The organism is Brucella ciceri, from assembly GCF_041930145.1.
Taxonomy (GTDB): domain Bacteria; phylum Pseudomonadota; class Alphaproteobacteria; order Rhizobiales; family Rhizobiaceae; genus Brucella; species Brucella intermedia.
In genome coordinates, this window is sequence record NZ_JBHEEV010000020.1 from 1 (window position 1) to 18832 (window position 18832).

An 18832-nucleotide genomic window follows, 5' to 3' on the forward strand; every position below is an offset into this window, starting at 1 on the left:
AAGCCCGCCTCGCTCAGGATATTCACCAGATCGTAGATCGTTGATTTAGGCGCATCGAGCGCCTTCGGCAGATCCGCCAGCCGCGCGGGGCCCCATGCTCCTGCAAATAAGAAAAGAGCTTGAGGATGCGATCTATCCCGCGCTCGCGTCGTCCTCGCGCCACGCGTGTCCCACCTGCAATCTGCCCCGAAGTCATGAGTTGACCTTTCTCGTCCGATCATGGTTGCCAAACCGCACATCTTCCAGTGCATTTTTATCTGAGGTAGTGAATATGAGGGCGTCCGCTATATGGAGAAGGTTCTACACGCGCATCAATCGAGAAGAATTGTTTAAGGATACTCTCGGTGATTACTTCTTCCGGTGTGCCCCAGGCTACGATCTTTCCTGATGCCATAACGATTAATTCGTCGCAAAACATGGCTGCATGATTGAGGTCATGCAGCGCAATTATGCTCGTGATCGGCAGCGCGGAAACCAGTTTCAACAAGCTCATCTGGTGGTGTACATCCAGATGATTGGTTGGTTCGTCAAGAATAAGCTCTTTTGGCGTCTGCGCCAGGGCTCTCGCTATGTGCGCACGTTGCTTCTCTCCACCTGACAGGCTTTGCCACTGATCGTTTTTCTTGGTTATCATTCCCGTGCGTTCAATCGCGTTTTGTACCGCTGTCTCGTCAGCGCTTGTCCAGCCAGAGAACATTGATCTATGCGGAAAGCGCCCAAGTCTTACGACGTCCATTACTTTAAGATTGGCATTTGTCGTCGCGTGCTGCTCGACAAAAGCCACACGTTGCGCGACGCTGCGCCGGGCAACCGAATTGATATCCTTTTCGTCAAGCAGGACGCGTCCGGAACAGGGGCGTTTCAATCCGGCGATCAGGCGCAGTAACGATGTTTTTCCGGAACCGTTTGGTCCCAGAAGTCCCAGCATCCTGCCGGGCTTCGCTTCGAAAGACACATCGTCGATTACGGCCTTTTTGCCGATTTTCCAGACAAGATTTTCGGCTCTGATCGTCATGATGGGCGCTGAAACCGGTAAAGGATAATTGAGAAGAATGGTACGCCCACAAGTGCAGTCACCACACCGATGGGCAGGACTTGTTGGGGTATCAGTAAGCGCGAAGCGATATCGGCCAGCACCATGAATATCGCGCCGATAATGGCGCATGCAGGCAACAATCTTACGTGTAGCGGTCCGACTATGAAGCGTGCAGCATGCGGGACGACGAGCCCGACGAAGCCTATGGAACCGACCATGCTGACAATGGTGGCGGTCATCATTGCGGTGAGTGCAAAGAGGAAAATGCGCGCGTGGCCGACATTCACGCCGAGCGAGGAGGCGGCCTCATCCCCAAAAGCAAATGCATCCAGAACATGGGCATAGAGAAGACAGGCGATAAGACCGAGGGTGATGACGACAGATACCAGCATGAACTCCGGCCAACGGACGCCCCCGAAGCTGCCAAGCAACCAGAACATCACGTCGCGCGCCTGCTGTGCATTACCGGATGTGGTGACGATATAGGAGGTTGCGGCGCTGAAAAGCTGCGATGCAGCGACGCCCGCCAGAATGGTACGATCCGCGCCGCCGCGCGTACCATTTGAGAGAAGAGCAACGAAGAAAAAAGCCGAAAACGCGCCAACGAATGCGCCTGCCGACAAGGAAACAGCGCCAGCGCCAATGCCGAGAATTACAACCGTTACAGCGCCCGTTGACGCACCCGCGGAAATGCCCAGAACGTATGGCTCCGCCAGGGGATTACGCAAAAGCGACTGCATGATCGCGCCGGAAAGAGCGAGGCCTGCGCCGCAAAATGCTGCTACCAATGCGCGGCTGAGACGGTAATCCCAAATTACCGTCTCATGAATGCGATTAAGTTCGACAGTACTCCATCCAAGACGATTGGTTATCGCTGCAAAGGTTGTCGATAAAGGGATCGGCAGATCACCAATGCCGACGCTGATCCCCACCGCAAAACCAATAGCGACAAGCGACACCAGCAACACCATGCTGACTGCGCCCCATTGCCTTAAAGCCTGGCCGGAAACACTCACTTGAGAATACCGAGTGCCTTCAACTGTTGCGCGACCTGTTCGGCACCGTAAATCGTACGAATGGTCGGGTTCATGGCTTGACCATCCATGACGGCGATGGCCTTGTTCTTGACAGCTGGCATTTGGCTGACCGCAGGATCTGTATTGAGAAACTGAACCTTCGCTTCAGGCTTGTCGAGCTCCCAACGATTACGGTCGAGATTTGCAACAACAATCACATCTGGGTTCGCGGCAATAATGCTTTCCCAGCCAAGCGTGGGCCATTCAGCTTCTGCCTTGATGGCATTTTCGCCACCCAGGACATCAGCAATGAAACTCGAGGCGCCATTTCCGCCGCCCAGATAGGCGTCTGCTGATGGCGACGGGCTTGAGAACCAGAAGACGTAAGTAAGTTTCTTACCGCTTGCAGGAACCCTTGCGCGCAAGGCCGTTTCGCGTGCCTTGAAATCAGTAATGAGTGCCTGACCACGATCTGAAACATCGAAAATCTGTGAGAGTTCGTCGATCTCCTTATACAGAAGCTCCATGTTCCATAGTTTGTCGCGGCTGCCATACTCATCCCTGACTTGCTCTGTACTCAGACACGTACTTGGCGAAAGATAGGTCGGAACACCGACCTTATCGAAATCGTCGCGCTTTGCGACCTTGCTGTTTGGTCCGATCAGGCTTGGAAGGGCCGCCGCTACAAAATCCGGGTTCTCTGCAAGGATGGATTCAAATGTCGGGAATTCAACAGTCAGAAGTTTCACCTTGGAATTGGCAGCCTCGAGCTGCGGTAAAACCTTGCTTGGCCAGAACGCGGTTCCCGCCATTTTGTCTTCAAGGCCTAGAAGCAGCATTATTTCGGCGCTGTTTTGGCCAAGGCCGATAGCGCGTTCAGGGGCCTTCTGGAATGTAACTTTCGCTCCGCAATTATCCAGTGTCAGGGGGTACTGCGTGGCAGCTTCTGCTGGGTTATTCTGAAGAGCGAACCAGGCGAAAAAGCTCGTAGCGGCCAGAAGGATTTTCATTACAGTCACTGAATGTCCTGAATTGCGGGTGTGTGCCGTTGACCTTAGAAATCGGTTCTCTATAAGCTGAACATTTGTTATAAACAAGAGTAGAATTGTCCTGTTTTGACCCGATTGTGGGTGCGAGGCCTCCGGCGGCAACTGATCTTTATGAGGCGAAAGAGGACAAGAGCGTGAGGAGCTAAAGACCACGCTCCATATCTAACGAACATGAATCAAAGGCGATGCATCTCGATCCCAACACGACGATTTTTGAGTTCTCGTCAGGAACTCTTGCTAATCAAGCAGCAGGACGCAAGCATCTGACAGGCCCAAGTATATTACGAAACCGCTAGCACAAATGTCGCCTCACGATTTTCTGGCAAGTTGCTGCGGGTTACAACCCTGCAAACAGTGGTAAAGAATGTTCGCCGCACATAATGCGGCGCCAATCATTGAGTGCGCACAGTTTTTCGATAAAAGCGCCTATCGATAAATAAAAATAAATTTGAATTAAAATATAGAAATAATATTGGTGTGAGCCAGGAGAATATATTGATTATATATAAGTGTTTTCATTTTGAGATTGATTCCCTTATACTTCTTCGAGCGAGAAAGCAGAGGAGGAAATCGGGCCATGGCGATAATTGTCGGAACCAATAGCGACGATACCTTGCGTGGAACAATGGAGAACGACTGGATTTCAGGGTTCGCCGGCCAAGACGATCTCAACGGTCGCGAAGGAGATGATTTTCTTGACGGCGGTGCTGGCGATGACGTGCTGACCAGCACGAGCGGTTATGATCTGATGGAAGGGGGAGCGGGTGACGACCGGCTGGTTCTTATCGGGACGAACGGCACACTCCTTGGTAGCGAGGGGTTCGATACGCTCGTCCTTGACTTGTCCGGCGAGAACCGCGCAGTTTTCTTCAATGGAACGAACGGCCACAGCGTCGTCGGTTACCCCTCGCAGGGCGCTGAGCACAGCTACTTCCGTGATTTTGAGCGCTTCGCGGTGACAACTGGGAGTGGGGACGATTGGGTCAATGGCGGCAGTTTCGACGATGAGATATCGACTGGAGCAGGCAATGATCTGATCGGGCAGCCCTGGCCCGATTTCGATGACCCGGCAAGTGCTCTTGGTGCTGATTTTGTAGATGCTGGCGCGGGGGATGACACCGTCATCGACCAGTTCGGTGCCAATAGGCTCTTCGGCGGCACCGGCAATGATAGCGTCATCACGACACTGGCTTCAGCTGAGCTTGATGGTGGCGAGGGTTACGATACGCTCACAATCGATGAGGCCGGAAGTAGCGAGGATCTTGTGGTTGACTTCACCAGAGGCACTACTTCGAGCGGAACGATTATCCGCAATTTTGAGCAGTATATTGGCGAGACCGGTAGCGGCGACGACAAGGTGAGCACGGCTGGGCTGTCATCGGCTGACATCGCTAGCGGTGCCGGTGACGATCAGATAGATGGTTCATCTGGCAACGATACAATCTCGGCCGGTGCCGACAATGATGCGGCTCGAGGCGGCGCAGGTGCTGATCTGATACAGGGGAATGATGGCAACGATTATCTCCAAGGCGGCATCGGCAACGACGAACTCTGGGGTGACAGCGCGGATTTCACCGGGCAGGGCGATGACAGGCTCTTTGGCGGCGATGGCGATGATGTGCTAAACGGCGGTTATGGCGCCGACTACCTGAGCGGCGGCGTTGGCAATGACCAGGTGCATGGCGACAGGGGCGATGACACGCTGTTCGGCGACGCTGGTGACGACTGGCTGTCCCATGTTTATGCGGGCTATGACCGGTTGGACGGCGGGGCGGGCGATGATGGTTTTGGCGTCGCCAACCCCTATGGAAATACGGTGGAAGGGGAAATCGATGGCGGAGATGGGCAGGACCGGCTCGTGCTGACCCTCTACGATGACGGACCGGTCGTGTTCGATGCGATGACCGGAGCAATGGCGGATCTGAGCTTCGTCAATATCGAACAATTCGAGGTAGAGGCCCGGACGGGTTATAACGATACCCTGCGTGGTGGAGCTGGCAATGATCTACTTGATGGCCAAGGTGGGGACGATCTGATCGAAGGTCGGGCCGGGAACGACACGCTCATCGGACAGGCTGGATCCGATCACCTGGATGGCGGCGACGGAGATGACATCCTGAACGGCGGGAGCTATAGCGGCACCGACGTCCTGACGGGTGGAGCGGGCGCTGACGCTTTTGTCTGGGCAGATTTCTATATCGGTTATTCTGGTGTTGACCGCGTCACCGACTTTAACACAAAGGAGGGTGACGTGATCCACTTCGACCATGCAGGCTTCGTCTATGATTACGAGGATTTCGTCGCGGCTTCGCGGGACACCGCGGACGGTGTCTTTTTTGCAATCGCAGACCGTGATGATTACGGAATCCTTATCGAGGGTGCCTCACTCTCTGACCTATCCGCCGACGACTTCGTCTTCTCCTGACGGTTGCCGACGTTTGAGTTCGATGGAAAACATGGGTTTCTTGACCGGCAATCTTAAATAGAAGCTATCTTCATTTATAAAGGACAGGTCGAGCCCGTTATCGACTCCCAATCAGAATTCCCCAACCGGTTGTCCCAGTTCAGCGCGTATCGGGTGAATCGATGCTGACCGCTACACGTCAATGCACCCTAGTCGACCAAATCCTGCAAATCGCGGGTGGCGGTTGCACGAGATGTCTTTGTTATGGCTAGATAATTGTTGGCATTGAGGCCACCGATAAAGCCCTCCGGTCCTGCCTCGAACAGACGAGCAATGACTTTCTCCTGACGGGGATTGAACGCTCCCATGAACCGGTCGTAGAAATGCGCCTTGGCGATGTAAAAGGCGACGCGATCCAGCGTAGTTTGTTGAGCTGTCAGCACGGTTTGGGAAAACCACACCAACCATTCAGTGACGTCGAGGTTCGCTGATGGATTTCCAGCTGATTGTAATAGGCCTTCCGTTGCCGTCCTCGCTCGGATCGGCATAGCTTTGCAAAAGCCGACTCTGCTTCCCTGGCTCAACATCCGCTACAGCGTAATGATGCCGCTGGCGATCGCGGCAACCTAAAGGAGAGGTACATTTCGGGCGCCGATAAGAGGGCTTACTTAAACTCCGATAGACACGTTGACGTTGGGGTCTTGTTTTGCGACACATGAGTGATGCAGACCGCTATCACAATTGATCAGGACTATCTCGTAACACGGCTCAAGGCGCTTCTTGCTATCCCGAGTCCGACCGGGTTTACCGACGAAGCCGTGCGTTACGTTGCGCGAGAGCTGGAGCAACTTGGGCTTGAGGTTATGCTGACGCGCCGGGGTGCTATTCGTGCGCGCAGGGCAGGCCTGACGGAAAAACCAGCGCGCGGGATCGTATCGCATATCGATACACTCGGTGCGCAGGTAAAATATCTGAAGGAAACCGGACGACTGGAACTGGTTTCCATCGGTAACTGGTCAGCGCGTTTCGCCGAAGGTGCCCGCGTTTCCATCTTTTCGTCCAAAGGAATTTATCGCGGTTCGATCCTGCCGCTGAAAGCTTCCGGCCATACATTCAATGAGGAAGTCGATACGCAGCCGGTCGGCTGGCCTCATATCGAACTCCGTGTCGATGCGCTCGCCCGAAATCGCGATGATCTGCTGCAGCTCGGTATCGATGTTGGTGACATAGTTGCTGTCGATCCCGCGCCCGAATTCATCGATAATGGCTTTATCGTCTCGCGCCACCTTGACGACAAGGCAGGTGTCGCCATCATGCTTGCGGCCCTTGAGGCAATGCAGAGAGCCAATGTGGAAACGCCGGTTGACAGCTATTGGCTGTTCACCATCGGCGAGGAAGTTGGAGTGGGGGCCTCTGCGGTCGTTGTGCCGGATATTGCCTCGCTGGTCGCCATCGATAATGGAACGACAGCACCAGGCCAGAATTCATCGGAGTTCGGCATCACGCTTGCCATGGCAGACCAGACCGGACCGTTCGATTACCATTTGACGAAGAAACTCTACGAGCTTTGCGGAGAGCATGACATTCAGGTCCAGAAGGATGTGTTCCGTTATTACCGTTCTGATGCCGCATCTGCGGTTGAGGCGGGACATGATGTGCGCACGGCTTTGCTGACCTTCGGTGTCGATGCCTCGCATGGCTATGAGCGCATTCATCTGAGCGCGCTCACTTCCATTGCAAAACTTGTAGTTCATTATGCAATGAGCGAAGTTGAGATCAAACGCGATGCCGAGGAAACCGCCAAGGGCCTCAAGGGTTTCACCCATCAGAAATCGACCAAGGCAGAGCAGGATTTGAGACCCGAGGATACGCCTGCGGAATAGCCTTTGAACTTTTTGAAATCACGAGCGGGCTCAGGCCCGCTTTTTTGTCTCGCAAAAATTAATTATGATAATTCATTGATGATTGTTGATTTATGCCTATAAATTAGAGTCTGACGGATTTGACAAATGAAGGGGAACCCCATGAGAAGGTTATTCCGTGCCGTCCTGACTGCTATGGCGCTTTCGGTCGCCGGGGCGGGCGCAGCCGCATTGGCGCAAACGCCGCCCAATGTGCTGATTGTCGGGCAGATTGCAGAGCCGCAATCGCTCGACCCGCATACAGTCACGGCCACCAATGATTTTCGCATTCTCGTCAACATTTACGATGGCCTTGTGCGCTACAGGGACGGAACGCTCGAGGTAGAACCCGCGCTGGCTGAAAGCTGGACGATTTCGGACGACGGCAAGACCTATAGGTTCAAGCTGCGTCAAGGCGTGAAGTTCCATGACGGTTCGGATTTCAATGCCGAAGCGGTCAAGTTCAACTTCGACAGAATGCTGAATGAAGACCATCCGTTCTACAATACCGGGCCATTTCCGCTCTCGTTCAATTTCTCGTCCATCGACGCAGTCAATGTGCTCGATGAATACACTGTCGAGTTCAAGCTGAAGGAGCCTTTCGCTCCATTTCTTTCCAATCTGGCCTATCCGACTGGCCTGATTGTGTCGCCAGAAGCAGTCAAGAAATACGGCAAGGAATTTGGCCGTCATCCATCAGGAACCGGCCCGTTCAAGTTCGCGGAATGGCAATCGGGCCAGCGCGTGGTGGTCGAACGCAATCCCGATTACTGGGACACAGCGCCGGCATTGGAAGCAGTTGTGTTCCGCCCGATCACGGATGCCAATACCCGCGTCGCGGAGATGATGGCAGGCGGGCTGGATGTTATGGTGGAAGTGCCGCCGGACAATCTTGCCACCTTCAAGCAGGACGCGAATTTCGCGGTTGCAGAACAGGCGGGGCCCCATGTCTGGTTCACCATCCTGAACGTGAAGAGCGGTCCATTCGCGGATAAGAAAGTGCGTCAGGCCGCCAATTATGCGGTCAACAAGCAAGGGCTTGTCGACAATGTTTTGCAGGGTTCCGCAACCCTTGCGCCGGGGCCGATTCCCCCTGCCTTTAACTGGGTCGAGAACAAGACCGAGCCCTATCCCTACGATCCGGAAAAGGCCAAGGCGCTTCTTGCCGAAGCCGGAGCTGGCAATCCGGAAATCACCTTCTATGTGACGGAAGGCGGTTCGGGCATGCTCGATCCGATCACCATGGGGGCTGCCATCCAGGCCGATCTTCAGGCCGTAGGGTTCAAGGTCAAGATCGAAACCTACGAGTGGAACACGTTCTTGGGCAAGGTCAATACGGGACTTGAGGGCAAGGCCGATATGGCTGAGATGGCATGGATGACCAATGATCCGGACACCGTGCCTTATCTGACACTGCGCAGTGACGCGCTGCCGGACAAGGGCGGCTTCAATTCCGGCTATTATTCCAATCCCAAAGTGGATGAGCTTCTGGAAAAGGCACGCTCGTCGACCGATCAGGTCGAACGCGGAAAGATTTACGGTGAAGTGCAGAATATCGTCCATGACGATGCGCCATGGCTTTTCGTGGCGAACTGGAAACAGAACGCAGTCACGACGGCCGGTGTCAAAGGGTTCAGGCTGCAGCCGTCCTTCCTGCTGCATTTGAAAGACGTAACCAAGGAATAAGCGGGGAGGGCATTCATGCCAGCTTATATTGTGAAACGCCTCGTTGCCGTTATTCCTGTATTGCTCGGTCTCTCGATCATTGTTTTTCTCGTCATGGCAATGATACCTGGCGATACGGCCACCGCGTTGCTTGGATCATACGCAACACCGGAAAATGTAGAGCGGATCAATCGCGATCTCGGTCTCGACAAGCCGTTGCTGCAACAATATTTCATCTGGATGGGCAATTTCCTGCACGGGGATTTCGGGCGTTCCTTCGTGCTCAATCGTCCGGTGCTGGATGAGGTTATGGAGCGCTTTCAGGCGACACTCGTGCTCGCGGGCGTAGCACTGGTACTGTGTTCAGTCTTCGGCCTGCTCGCTGGCATCGTTTCGGCGGTACGCCAGTTCGGCTGGGCAGACAGGACGATCACTTTCATCGTGCTTGCCGGAATTTCCATTCCCTCATTCTGGCTGGGGTTGCTTCTGATCTATCTCTTCGCGGTCCATTGGCGCATTATGCCAGCCTCCGGCATGTATGCGGTCTATGGCGGCGGTGACCTGAAGGATCTGCTCTGGCATCTGGTTCTGCCGGCCACGACGCTGGCCGTGGTGGGGGCGGGCGTGATCGCACGTCTGACTCGCGGCGCGATGCTGGAAGTGCTTCGCCAAGACTATATCCGGACAGCCCGGGCCAAAGGTCTCAACGAACGTCGCGTGATATACGGTCATGCGTTTCGCGCCGCACTTGTCAGCGTCATTCCTGTGATCGGTATTCAGGCAGGATTTGTGCTGGGCGGCGCCGTCTACATCGAAACCGTGTTCCAGTGGCCCGGTATTGGCGCCATGTTGGTGAAAGCCATTTCCACCCGCGATATCTTGCTGGTGCAGGGTGGCGTACTTGTGGTTGCCGCGAGTTATGTCCTCTTCAATCTGCTCGCTGATATCATCCAGACCATGCTCGATCCAAGGATACGCTCATGAGCGCGCTTCCAGAAATTTCTGCCGCGCCAACGGCGGTCCGCATGTCATCATGGCGGCTCCTGATGAGCAATCGACTGGCGGCGTTCGGTTTTTTTATGCTGGTCCTGATCTGCCTCGTCATTCTGCTGGCCCCGGTTCTCCTGCTTCCCAATCCTGACGCGACTTCTCCCGCAATGCGATTGAAACCCGTGTTCAGCGAAGGACATCTTCTTGGAACGGATCAGCTCGGGCGCGATATATTGAGTCGTGTCATATGGGGCACGCGGGTGTCTGTCGCAGTTGGCTTTGCAGCAACGTTGATTGCAGCGATTGTCGGCTCGGCAATCGGTCTCGTGGCCGGCTATGCGGGCGGACGAACTGACAATTTGATGATGCGCGGCATCGATATGCTGATGGCATTTCCTTATATCCTGCTGGCGCTGGCTATCGTGGCAGTGCTCGGGCCGGGCCTGATGAATGCGCTTTACGCGATTGCGGTGGTCAATATTCCGTTCTTCGCGCGTAATGTTCGCGGGGTTACGCTCGGTCTCGCGCATCGTGAGTTTATTGATGCTGCCCGACTCTCAGGGAAAAGTCCGGTTTCGATCCTGTTAAGCGAAGTGCTGCCCAATGTACTGCCGGTTATCGTCATTACCATGTCGACCACGGCGGGCTGGATGATCCTCGAAACGGCGGGCCTGAGCTTCCTCGGTCTTGGCGCGCAACCGCCGCAGGCCGATCTCGGCTCCATGCTCGGCGAAGGCCGCGCGCAACTGTTCAATGCCCCGCATGTCACCATCGTGCCGGGATTGATGATCTTCCTGCTGGTCATCAGTCTCAACGTATTGGGAGATGGGATGCGCGATGTTCTCGATCCGCGATTGCGGTCAGGTGCGCTGGGGCGGCCAGGCGCAGTAACCGATATTGCCAAGGACCGGTCATCGCCCATGATCAAGGATAGCCAAAAAGCTCTTTCTATTGCCGGTCTCGAAACGGGCTTCGTCAATGGCGGGCATTTCACCCCCGCTGTCCGCAATATTTCACTGGAACTTGAACGCGGCGAATGTCTCGGTCTGATCGGGGAGAGCGGATCGGGCAAAAGCGTGACCGCCCTGTCAGTAATGGGCCTCGTGGCGTCCCCGCCCGGACTTATCAGCAACGGAGCGATCTATTTGGGCGACCGGGACGTTCTCTCAATGTCTGAAACCGAGTTGACGGCGGCACGGGGCACAAGAGTTGCTTATGTGTTTCAGGACCCACTGACGACGTTGCATCCTATGTATCCGGTCGGTCGGCAGGTCGAGGAAGCAATTGCAGCGCATCGGCGGATTGGAGCCAGTGAGCGGCGAGAACAGGCGATTGTGCTTCTCGACAAGGTTGGCATTCCGGATGCAGCGGAACGGGCCAATCACTATCCGCTTCAGCTTTCAGGTGGTCAGCGTCAACGTGTCGGCATTGCCATGGCTCTGGCCAATGATCCCGATATCATCATTGCGGACGAGCCGACTACGGCGCTCGATGTCACCGTACAGGCGCACATTCTTAAACTGCTGCGCGATCTCCAGCGCGAGCGCGGCATGGCTCTCCTGTTTATCACCCATGATTTTGGAGTGGTTTCGGAGATTTGTGACCGCGTGGCAGTGATGAAAGACGGCGAGATTGTCGAGACGGGTACAACTTCGGCAGTTCTGTCCAATCCGCAGCACAGCTATACGAAACGCTTGATAGCCTGCGTTCCCGAACTTGGGCAGGGCGCCGACTATCTGCAACGTGTGGCTGGTCTCTTCAAGCGCGAAAACGGGAAGGCGGCAGGATGAGCGGAAATGCGATCAGCGTTCGCGATCTTACCAAAACCTTTGGTGGCGGACGAACACTTTTGGGGAAAGAGCGTCACAAGGTCGAGGCGGTTAAAAATGTTTCTTTCGATCTTGGAAGCGGTGAGACACTGGCGATTGTCGGTGAAAGCGGATCGGGCAAAAGCACGCTCGCCAGAATGCTCGTCGGGCTAACAGAGCCGACGGGCGGTACGATGACGATTGCTGGACGCGATGCGCATGAACTGCGAAATTCCGGTGCTCGGGCATTCGGCAAGGTCATACAATATGTGTTTCAGGACCCTGTCGCTTCACTCAATCCCCGAAAGACAATCGGGCAGATCCTGGAAACACCCCTCAGGCTTCTGTGCGGCCTCGATCCAACTCAACGGCAGGAACGCATGATCCAATTGTTGGACGCCGTTCATATGCCCAAGGATACGCTGAAACGCTTTCCGCACGAATTCTCCGGGGGCCAGGCCCAACGTATCGCCATTGCGCGCACGCTGGCGGCTGAAGCGGAAATCGTCGTGCTCGACGAACCGGTTAGCGCGCTGGATGTCTCTGTTCAGGCGCAGGTTCTTCTGCTTTTGGATCAACTGAAGAAAGAGTTTGGTCTCTCCTATCTCTTCATCAGTCACGACCTTGCTGTGGTGGAAGCCATCTCCGACAGGGTTGCGGTTATGTATTTCGGGGAAATCGTTGAAGAAGCAACCGCAAGCGCTCTTTTTGCCAGACCTGAACATGCCTATACACGAAAACTCGTGGAAAGCGCGCCGCGCATCAGGAGAGAGTAGCAGGATATGGTCAAAATGGGCCTGAATTCCGATCACGAACCGCAATATCGCGCGAGGGCGGCAAAGGTCCGTCGGCGACCGGAAGAGATTGCCGACCGTATCAAGGATGTTATCCGTTCCGATGCATTGAGGCCGGGAGATCGACTGCCACAGGAAAAGGAACTGATTGACCAGTTCAAGGCCGCCAAGGGCACTGTGCGCGAAGCGATGAAGGCGCTGGAGACGCAGGGTCTGATTTTTACGCGCAGCGGTCCCGGGGGCGGGGCTTTTGTGGCCGAACCTTCCGCCCAGCACGCAATGGAAATGCTTGGGAGTTATTTTTTCTTCGACCATCCGAGCCTTGCGGAAGTCTACGCTATCCGCAAGCTTCTTGAACCGGAGGTCGCGGCTATCCTGTCGGGAAGGCTGACCGAGGACGAGATCATCCGACTAGAAGACACAATGCGGATTTATGACCGTCCACCAGTTGATCTCGACGACCAGTATCGCCAGCGTGTTGCGGAGCTGGATTTCCATTCCCTGCTGGCGCAACTTTGTCCGGACCGCCTGCTCGGCTTCATCTGCGGATTGACCCATAACCTGCTGCGAAGCCTGCCAATCGCACGCGCAATTTATGCGGACCCCACGCCAGCCTCGCGTGAAGAAGGGCTCATCTTTCAGCATCGATTGCTGGCGGCGCTTGTCGAAAATCGCAGCGAAGATGCGCGACTCATCGCGTTTGAACATATGGTTTCCGCCGAAAACTATATGCTTTCCAAAGCGGAAACGGTCCGAAAGATCGCATAACGGAAACTAAAAAGTTGGGAACCATCCCGGCGCTCCCGCATTTGCAATTATGCAGGCCGTCGCCATGAAAGATGCGACGGCCTCATTTGTTTATGACTGATAATGGAGGTTTCGACCCTTTTTATGTGTGGTATTTGCGGAGAAGTCAGGTTTGACGGTCGTTCCCCGTCAGTTTCGGCAGTCTCGAAAATGGCGGATGTACTCAGTCCTCGCGGGCCCGATGCATCCGGGATTGTGGTCCGGGGCAATATCGGCTTCGGGCATCGAAGATTGAGAATCCTTGATCTTTCCGAAAAATCGCAGCAACCGATGATCGACGCCGACCTCGGTTTGACGCTTGTTTTCAATGGCTGCATCTATAATTTCCGCGAATTGCGCACAGAGCTGGAACAGAAGGGCTACAAGTTCTTCTCCGACGGTGACACAGAAGTCATTCTCAAGGCATGGCATGCATGGGGCGAAAGCTGCGTTACGCGTTTTCTTGGCATGTTTGCTTTCGCCATTCACGAACGCGATACCGGCAGGGTTATCCTGGCGCGTGATCGCTTCGGCATCAAGCCGCTCTATATCGCCGAGGTGGCCGGTGCCTTGCGGTTCGCCTCTTCTTTGCCTGCTCTGGTTAAGGCAGGCGGCATCGACACCTCGATAGACCGCGCGGCCTTGCACAATTACATGAGTTTTCATGCCGTGGTGCCGCCACCACGCACGATCTATAATGGTGTTCGAAAGCTCCCCCCGGCGACAATCCGTGTCTATGAACCGAATGGACGTTTTGCTGACCGCGTCTATTGGCAGGCGCCTTATCGTCGTCTACCCGGCGACGGCGCGTTGAGCCGCGAGGAATGGCAGGAGCAATTGCTCGCCATGCTGCGTGTCGCTGTCAAGCGCCGGATGATTTCCGACGTGCCGGTCGGCGTGCTTTTATCCGGAGGGGTGGATTCAAGCCTGATCGTCGGTCTGCTGGCTGAGGCAGGTCAATCGGGCCTGATGAGTTTTTCAGTTGGTTTTGAGGAAGCAAACGGGGAAAAAGGCGACGAATTTGTCTATTCCGATCTGATCGCCGAGCATTTCGGGACCGAACATCATAAGATCTTTGTGCCTTCTGCAGACCTCATGGACGCCTTGCCGGGAACGATCGCGGCAATGTCCGAACCAATGGTGTCCTATGATAATGTCGGCTTCTACCTTCTTTCCAAGGAAGTTTCGAAGCATATCAAGGTTGTCCAGTCGGGACAGGGCGCGGATGAAGGGTTCGGCGGCTATCACTGGTATCCACCGCTAGTCGATTCCAACGATGTCGTCAGCGACTATGCCAAAGGGTTCCGTGACCGCTCGCACGACGTTCTCGTCACGCAGCTATCGCCGGAATGGATGCCGGAACGTGATTACAGTCAGGACCTTCTGGAAGAACATCTGCTGCAGGATGGAGCGGATACGCCTGTCGACCGTGCGCTGCGGCTCGATACGAATGTGATGCTCGTGGACGATCCGGTCAAGCGCGTGGACAACATGACGATGGCCTGGGGGCTTGAAGCGCGGGTGCCGTTTCTGGATCATGAGCTGGTCGAGCTTGCCGCCCGCATTCCGCCGGAGGAAAAACTGCGTGACGGCGGCAAGGGTATCCTCAAGGATGTGGCGAGGAAGGTCGTTCCAAGCGAAGTGATCGACCGCAAGAAGGGATATTTCCCGGTTCCGCAGCTCAAATACATCGATGGCCCTTATCTCGATATGTTGCGAGATGCCCTCTCTTCACAAAAGGCGAGGGAGCGCGGACTTTTCCAACGCGATTATCTTGAACGCCTGTTTGCAAAACCGTCCGAACACATAACGCCGTTGCGCGGTTCGGAGCTTTGGCAGGTTGGCCTCCTTGAAATGTGGCTGCAAACGCAGGAGGCATGAAATGCGGAAAACCGGTGAGGTGGATATGACCCGGCAGAAAGCGAAAGGTCGCAAAGCCTTTTCGCACCGTCTAACGCGCTTGCGTACGCCTGAAAGCGCTGGCTTTTATCAGGAACATGCGCATGGCCACGACAAGACGGGAAGCGGAGATCGCAAGCAGGATGTGTTTGTCGATTGTGGCTGGGGTCGGCTGCTCTTCGCGCAGACCTTCGAAACCAATGAGGCCATTGTGGAAGCTTTGCGGGCGGAAGCACCAGCAAGCCGCGATATCGTCTTTTACGTCAGCGATCCTCATGTGCTGCTGTCGCTCGCACCACACGAGATATTTCTCGATCCGTCGCATACGTATCGGATTGAACTTGCTACCTATCGCCCGGGCGGGCGGCGGACACGCGGCATAACCATCCGTCGTGCAGTCTCCGAAGTGGACGCGGAAGGCATCAACGCCGTCTATGCGGCCTGTGGCATGGTTCAACTGCGTCCCGACTTTTTCTCATCGGAGCGAGACAACCGTGCTGTTACCTATTTTGTGGCTCAGGACGATGCTACCGGCGAAATTGTTGGCACTGTGACGGGTATCGATCATCAGCGTCTTTTCGACGATCCTGATCGCAGTGCTTCGCTCTGGTGTCTTGCGGTCCATCCGCAAGCACGACAGCCCGGTATTGGCGAAAAACTGGTGCGTAAACTTGCCGAGCATTTTCAGGCTCGTGGTTTGAGCCATATCGATCTATCGGTTCTGCACGACAATGAGAATGCTATAAGGCTCTATGAAAAGCTGAGGTTTCGCCGTGTTCCGCTCTTCGCGATCAAGCGCAAGAACGCAATAAATGAGAAGTTCTTCGCCTCACATCTGGAATCCTTTGACGCGCTCAATCCCTATGCCCGCATCATTATTGATGAAGCGGTGCGCCGTGGTGTTCAGGTTGAAGTGACCGATGCCGATGGTGGCTTTTTCCGTCTCTCCTATGGCGGACGCTCGGTTCATTGTCGTGAGAGCCTATCTGAAATGACATCTGGTGTCGCAATGTCGATCTGTGACGACAAGGCCGTGACGCGGCGTGTCGTCGAGAAGGCGGGTTTGACAGTGCCGGAGCAGATTGCCGCCGAAGCGAATGACGGTGCGCTGGAAGATTTTCTAAAGCATCACGGCAAGCTGGTGGTGAAACCAGCCCGGGGCGAACAGGGAAGAGGCATTTCCGTCGGGATTTCGACCATGAAAGACCTGCGAACGGCGATCAAACAGGCGCGAACCGTGTGCGACCGTGTGCTGCTGGAGGCGTGTTTTGAAGGCGAGGACCTTCGGCTGGTGATAATAGACTACCAGCTCGTTGCAGCTGCGGTTCGCCGCCCGCCACGGGTGGTCGGCGATGGCAAAGCAACAATCCGCAAGCTTATCGAGATACAATCCCGCAGACGCGCTGCGGCGACAGGCGGAGAAAGCCGTATTCCTGTAGATGCTGAAACGAAAAGATGCCTGGAGGAACAAGGTCTGTCGCTCGATTCTGTTTTGGAGGATCATCGCGAAATTACGGTCCGCAAGGCGGCCAATCTTCATACAGGCGGTACGATCCACGACGTTACAGCTACTGTTCATAGAGACCTTGTTGATGCTGCCTGTAAGGCTGCCCGGGCAATCGGTATTCCCGTTGTCGGGATCGATTTCATGGTCAAGCAACCCAAAAACCCGGATTATATCTTCGTTGAAGCCAATGAGCGTCCGGGGCTTGCTAATCATGAGCCCCAACCGACTGCCGCAAGATTTCTCGATTTGTTGTTTCCTGGATCAAGATAATGGTAATTTAGCGAAATCGAGATTAATTTATGTTCGTCGGAGAGGCACTCCGGCGACAGCTGCATTTTTGACTGGCAACCTGGAAATTAAGCGGTTCGCCTTTGGTCGGACCAGAGCATCTTACCTGTGTCTTTAGATCAAAGACGGAGTGCCAACCAATTAATCTGTCCAACTTTCTGAATTTTCAGTGGGATTCAGATTGTACGAGCTGACAAGCCAGTATGGAGGTTTGGAGGCCCCCAACACCCTCGATTTTCGTCCCGATGGCAAGAGGGTGACGGTGTTCTTGCTATCCATTCGAAAGACGAAGGAGTAATACTCCTAACCCGGATAAGTCATTGTCAGGATTTGTTGACTGGTGTTGTTACTCATGAACAGTGAGTTGAAACCAAGTGTCGAGAAAGCGGCTTCGTTTTAATCCATCCAGATAAACCAGAAGCTCCGGCCCAAGCTCGACAGGTTGCAGCGATGCTACATCCGAAGGGCTCGTTTCCGATACAAGACCAGTTTGTTGAAGGATCGCCTGACCGTTAGAAGACAGAAGATATGTGATTGCCTGTTCGGCAATGTTTGCGTGTCTACTTCGGTCTGGGATGAGCGCGGTCCAGGGTAGAGCGACGACGTAATCCTGTGGTATGATCACTGTAAAATCCCGTGCGTCATATTGCCATTTGCTCACGTCTGACAACGACACGTTATAGGCAAGATCGATGCTGCCAGCCGACAATGCCTGTAATAGCTCTTCACTCGTGTCGAAAATACGCGCTTGCGATGCGCCGAAGGCGCGGACAATACGCCAGAATAATGGAGAGCGGATCGAATCCTGAGCCGCCAGCGTATAGCTGACATTATCAATGCCGATATTGACGACGCCGACGCGCCGTTGAAAACGCGGTGCGTTTTGCTCTAACAATCGTGCAAGTTCAATGCGTGTCGTTGGCAGTTCATTGTCGAGCGCGCGACGTCTGACAACGCTCACCGCTGGATCGAAACCGATGCTGAACAATTCGCTACGCCAATGAGCTTGTGGTGCTAAACCTGCATTGCGAACAATTCCATTTTTTGGTTGCGCGCCACCTTCATTGGCGATGAGTACCGCAAGATCGGGCGTCGAAAGGATAACGAGATCGGCGGTGCTCGCTTCTTTAGCGCCAGCAAGAAGCCGCGAAGTCCATTCACCCGGTCTGATCTGCCGATAAGCAATGTTCACACCGAGCAATTGACGGGCAAGACCAGCCTGTACGGGGGCTATGGTTCCGGGTGCGATGTCGCCGACAATCTGAAATTCGGGTTTTGAGACCGGGTCATTTTGCGCATGCGTGTTATGCCATGAAGGAACAATCAATATCAGAACGGCACAGAATTGCAGGATAATGCATTTCATGCGCGCGGCTCCGGTGTCGTTGCGGGCAATGTCACCAGCACGCTTGTTCCACCACCTTCGCGGTCGCGCAGTTTAATCTGGCCGCCCAACGCTTCCGCAACCATTTTTGCTATCGACAAACCAAGGCCGGAACCGGGCTTTGATTGATTTGCTCGGACGAAGCGTTCGAAGACACGGTCTTTCATGTCGGTCGCAAGCCCTGCGCCTCTGTCATGAACACCAAGGGTGATCGTAGCTCCATTCTGGCAGTCAGAAGATGATAGCCAGTTCCCGGGCGGTTTGTCTCAAACACCGATCGATCGCTTGGTAGGCTGGCGCTGCAA

The 18832-nt window shown here is 54.7% G+C and carries 14 protein-coding genes and 1 pseudogene; 9 read left to right on the forward strand and 6 right to left on the reverse strand.

Features of this window, described 5'->3' with window-relative positions; genetic code table 11:
• Positions 1-253: 253 nt before the first annotated feature.
• From JNC63_RS21310 to JNC63_RS21320, 3 genes are read right to left on the reverse strand one after another with little or no spacing between them, the layout of a single operon-like run.
• Positions 254-1015, reverse strand: coding sequence for an ABC transporter ATP-binding protein (locus JNC63_RS21310; RefSeq protein WP_075042231.1), 762 nt, complete (start codon positions 1013-1015; stop codon positions 254-256).
• A complete protein-coding gene (locus JNC63_RS21315) occupies positions 1012-2007 on the reverse strand; it encodes a FecCD family ABC transporter permease (protein ID WP_374846762.1) in 996 nt (331 codons plus the stop codon). The genes JNC63_RS21310 and JNC63_RS21315 overlap by 4 nt, the downstream gene beginning before the upstream one ends.
• Positions 2008-2048: 41 nt before the next feature.
• On the reverse strand, positions 2049-3071 hold the full coding sequence (locus JNC63_RS21320; RefSeq protein WP_075042229.1) for an ABC transporter substrate-binding protein: 1023 nt from the start codon (positions 3069-3071) through the stop codon (positions 2049-2051).
• 607 nt (positions 3072-3678) lie between these two features.
• On the opposite strand from JNC63_RS21320, the gene JNC63_RS21325 reads away from it, so the two are divergent.
• On the forward strand, positions 3679-5526 hold the full coding sequence (locus tag JNC63_RS21325; protein ID WP_374846761.1) for a calcium-binding protein: 1848 nt from the start codon (positions 3679-3681) through the stop codon (positions 5524-5526).
• A gap of 188 nt (positions 5527-5714) precedes the next feature.
• On the opposite strand, the pseudogene JNC63_RS21330 reads toward JNC63_RS21325, so the two are convergent.
• A pseudogene (locus JNC63_RS21330) lies at positions 5715-6034 on the reverse strand (DUF4172 domain-containing protein); the annotation flags it as partial.
• A gap of 193 nt (positions 6035-6227) precedes the next feature.
• Here JNC63_RS21330 and JNC63_RS21335 point away from each other — a divergent pair.
• The 8 genes from JNC63_RS21335 (at position 6228) to ngg (ending at position 17125) form a co-directional block, all read left to right on the forward strand.
• The gene (locus tag JNC63_RS21335; protein WP_075042226.1) at positions 6228-7388 is read left to right on the forward strand and encodes an osmoprotectant NAGGN system M42 family peptidase; all 1161 of its coding nucleotides are present in this window, start codon (positions 6228-6230) and stop codon (positions 7386-7388) included.
• Between the two features lie 141 nt (positions 7389-7529).
• A complete protein-coding gene (locus JNC63_RS21340) occupies positions 7530-9092 on the forward strand; it encodes an ABC transporter substrate-binding protein (RefSeq protein WP_075042225.1) in 1563 nt (520 codons plus the stop codon).
• Positions 9093-9107: 15 nt separating this feature from the next.
• On the forward strand, positions 9108-10055 hold the full coding sequence (locus tag JNC63_RS21345) for an ABC transporter permease (protein WP_075042224.1): 948 nt from the start codon (positions 9108-9110) through the stop codon (positions 10053-10055).
• Entirely contained in the window at positions 10052-11851 is a 1800-nt protein-coding gene (locus JNC63_RS21350; RefSeq protein WP_075042223.1) for a dipeptide/oligopeptide/nickel ABC transporter permease/ATP-binding protein, read from the forward strand. The genes JNC63_RS21345 and JNC63_RS21350 overlap by 4 nt, the downstream gene beginning before the upstream one ends.
• Positions 11848-12645: an ATP-binding cassette domain-containing protein gene (locus JNC63_RS21355; protein WP_075042222.1), complete on the forward strand. Its 798-nt coding sequence runs from the start codon at positions 11848-11850 to the stop codon at positions 12643-12645. Before JNC63_RS21350 ends, JNC63_RS21355 begins: the two co-directional genes overlap by 4 nt.
• A gap of 6 nt (positions 12646-12651) precedes the next feature.
• A complete protein-coding gene (locus JNC63_RS21360; protein WP_006469903.1) occupies positions 12652-13431 on the forward strand; it encodes a FadR/GntR family transcriptional regulator in 780 nt (259 codons plus the stop codon).
• A 123-nt stretch (positions 13432-13554) separates the two neighbouring features.
• Positions 13555-15330 (forward strand): N-acetylglutaminylglutamine amidotransferase, encoded by a 1776-nt coding sequence (locus tag JNC63_RS21365; protein ID WP_006471499.1) that lies wholly within the window; start codon positions 13555-13557, stop codon positions 15328-15330.
• Between the two features lies 1 nt (position 15331).
• Entirely contained in the window at positions 15332-17125 is a 1794-nt protein-coding gene (gene ngg / locus JNC63_RS21370) for an N-acetylglutaminylglutamine synthetase (protein ID WP_006471500.1), read from the forward strand.
• A gap of 364 nt (positions 17126-17489) precedes the next feature.
• Here ngg and JNC63_RS21375 read toward each other — a convergent pair whose 3' ends face one another.
• The gene (locus JNC63_RS21375) at positions 17490-18509 is read right to left on the reverse strand and encodes an ABC transporter substrate-binding protein (RefSeq protein ID WP_075042220.1); all 1020 of its coding nucleotides are present in this window, start codon (positions 18507-18509) and stop codon (positions 17490-17492) included.
• Positions 18506-18739, reverse strand: a complete 234-nt coding sequence (locus JNC63_RS21380; RefSeq protein WP_374846763.1) for a sensor histidine kinase — start codon at positions 18737-18739, stop codon at positions 18506-18508. The genes JNC63_RS21375 and JNC63_RS21380 overlap by 4 nt, the downstream gene beginning before the upstream one ends.
• Positions 18740-18832: the final 93 nt, after the last annotated feature.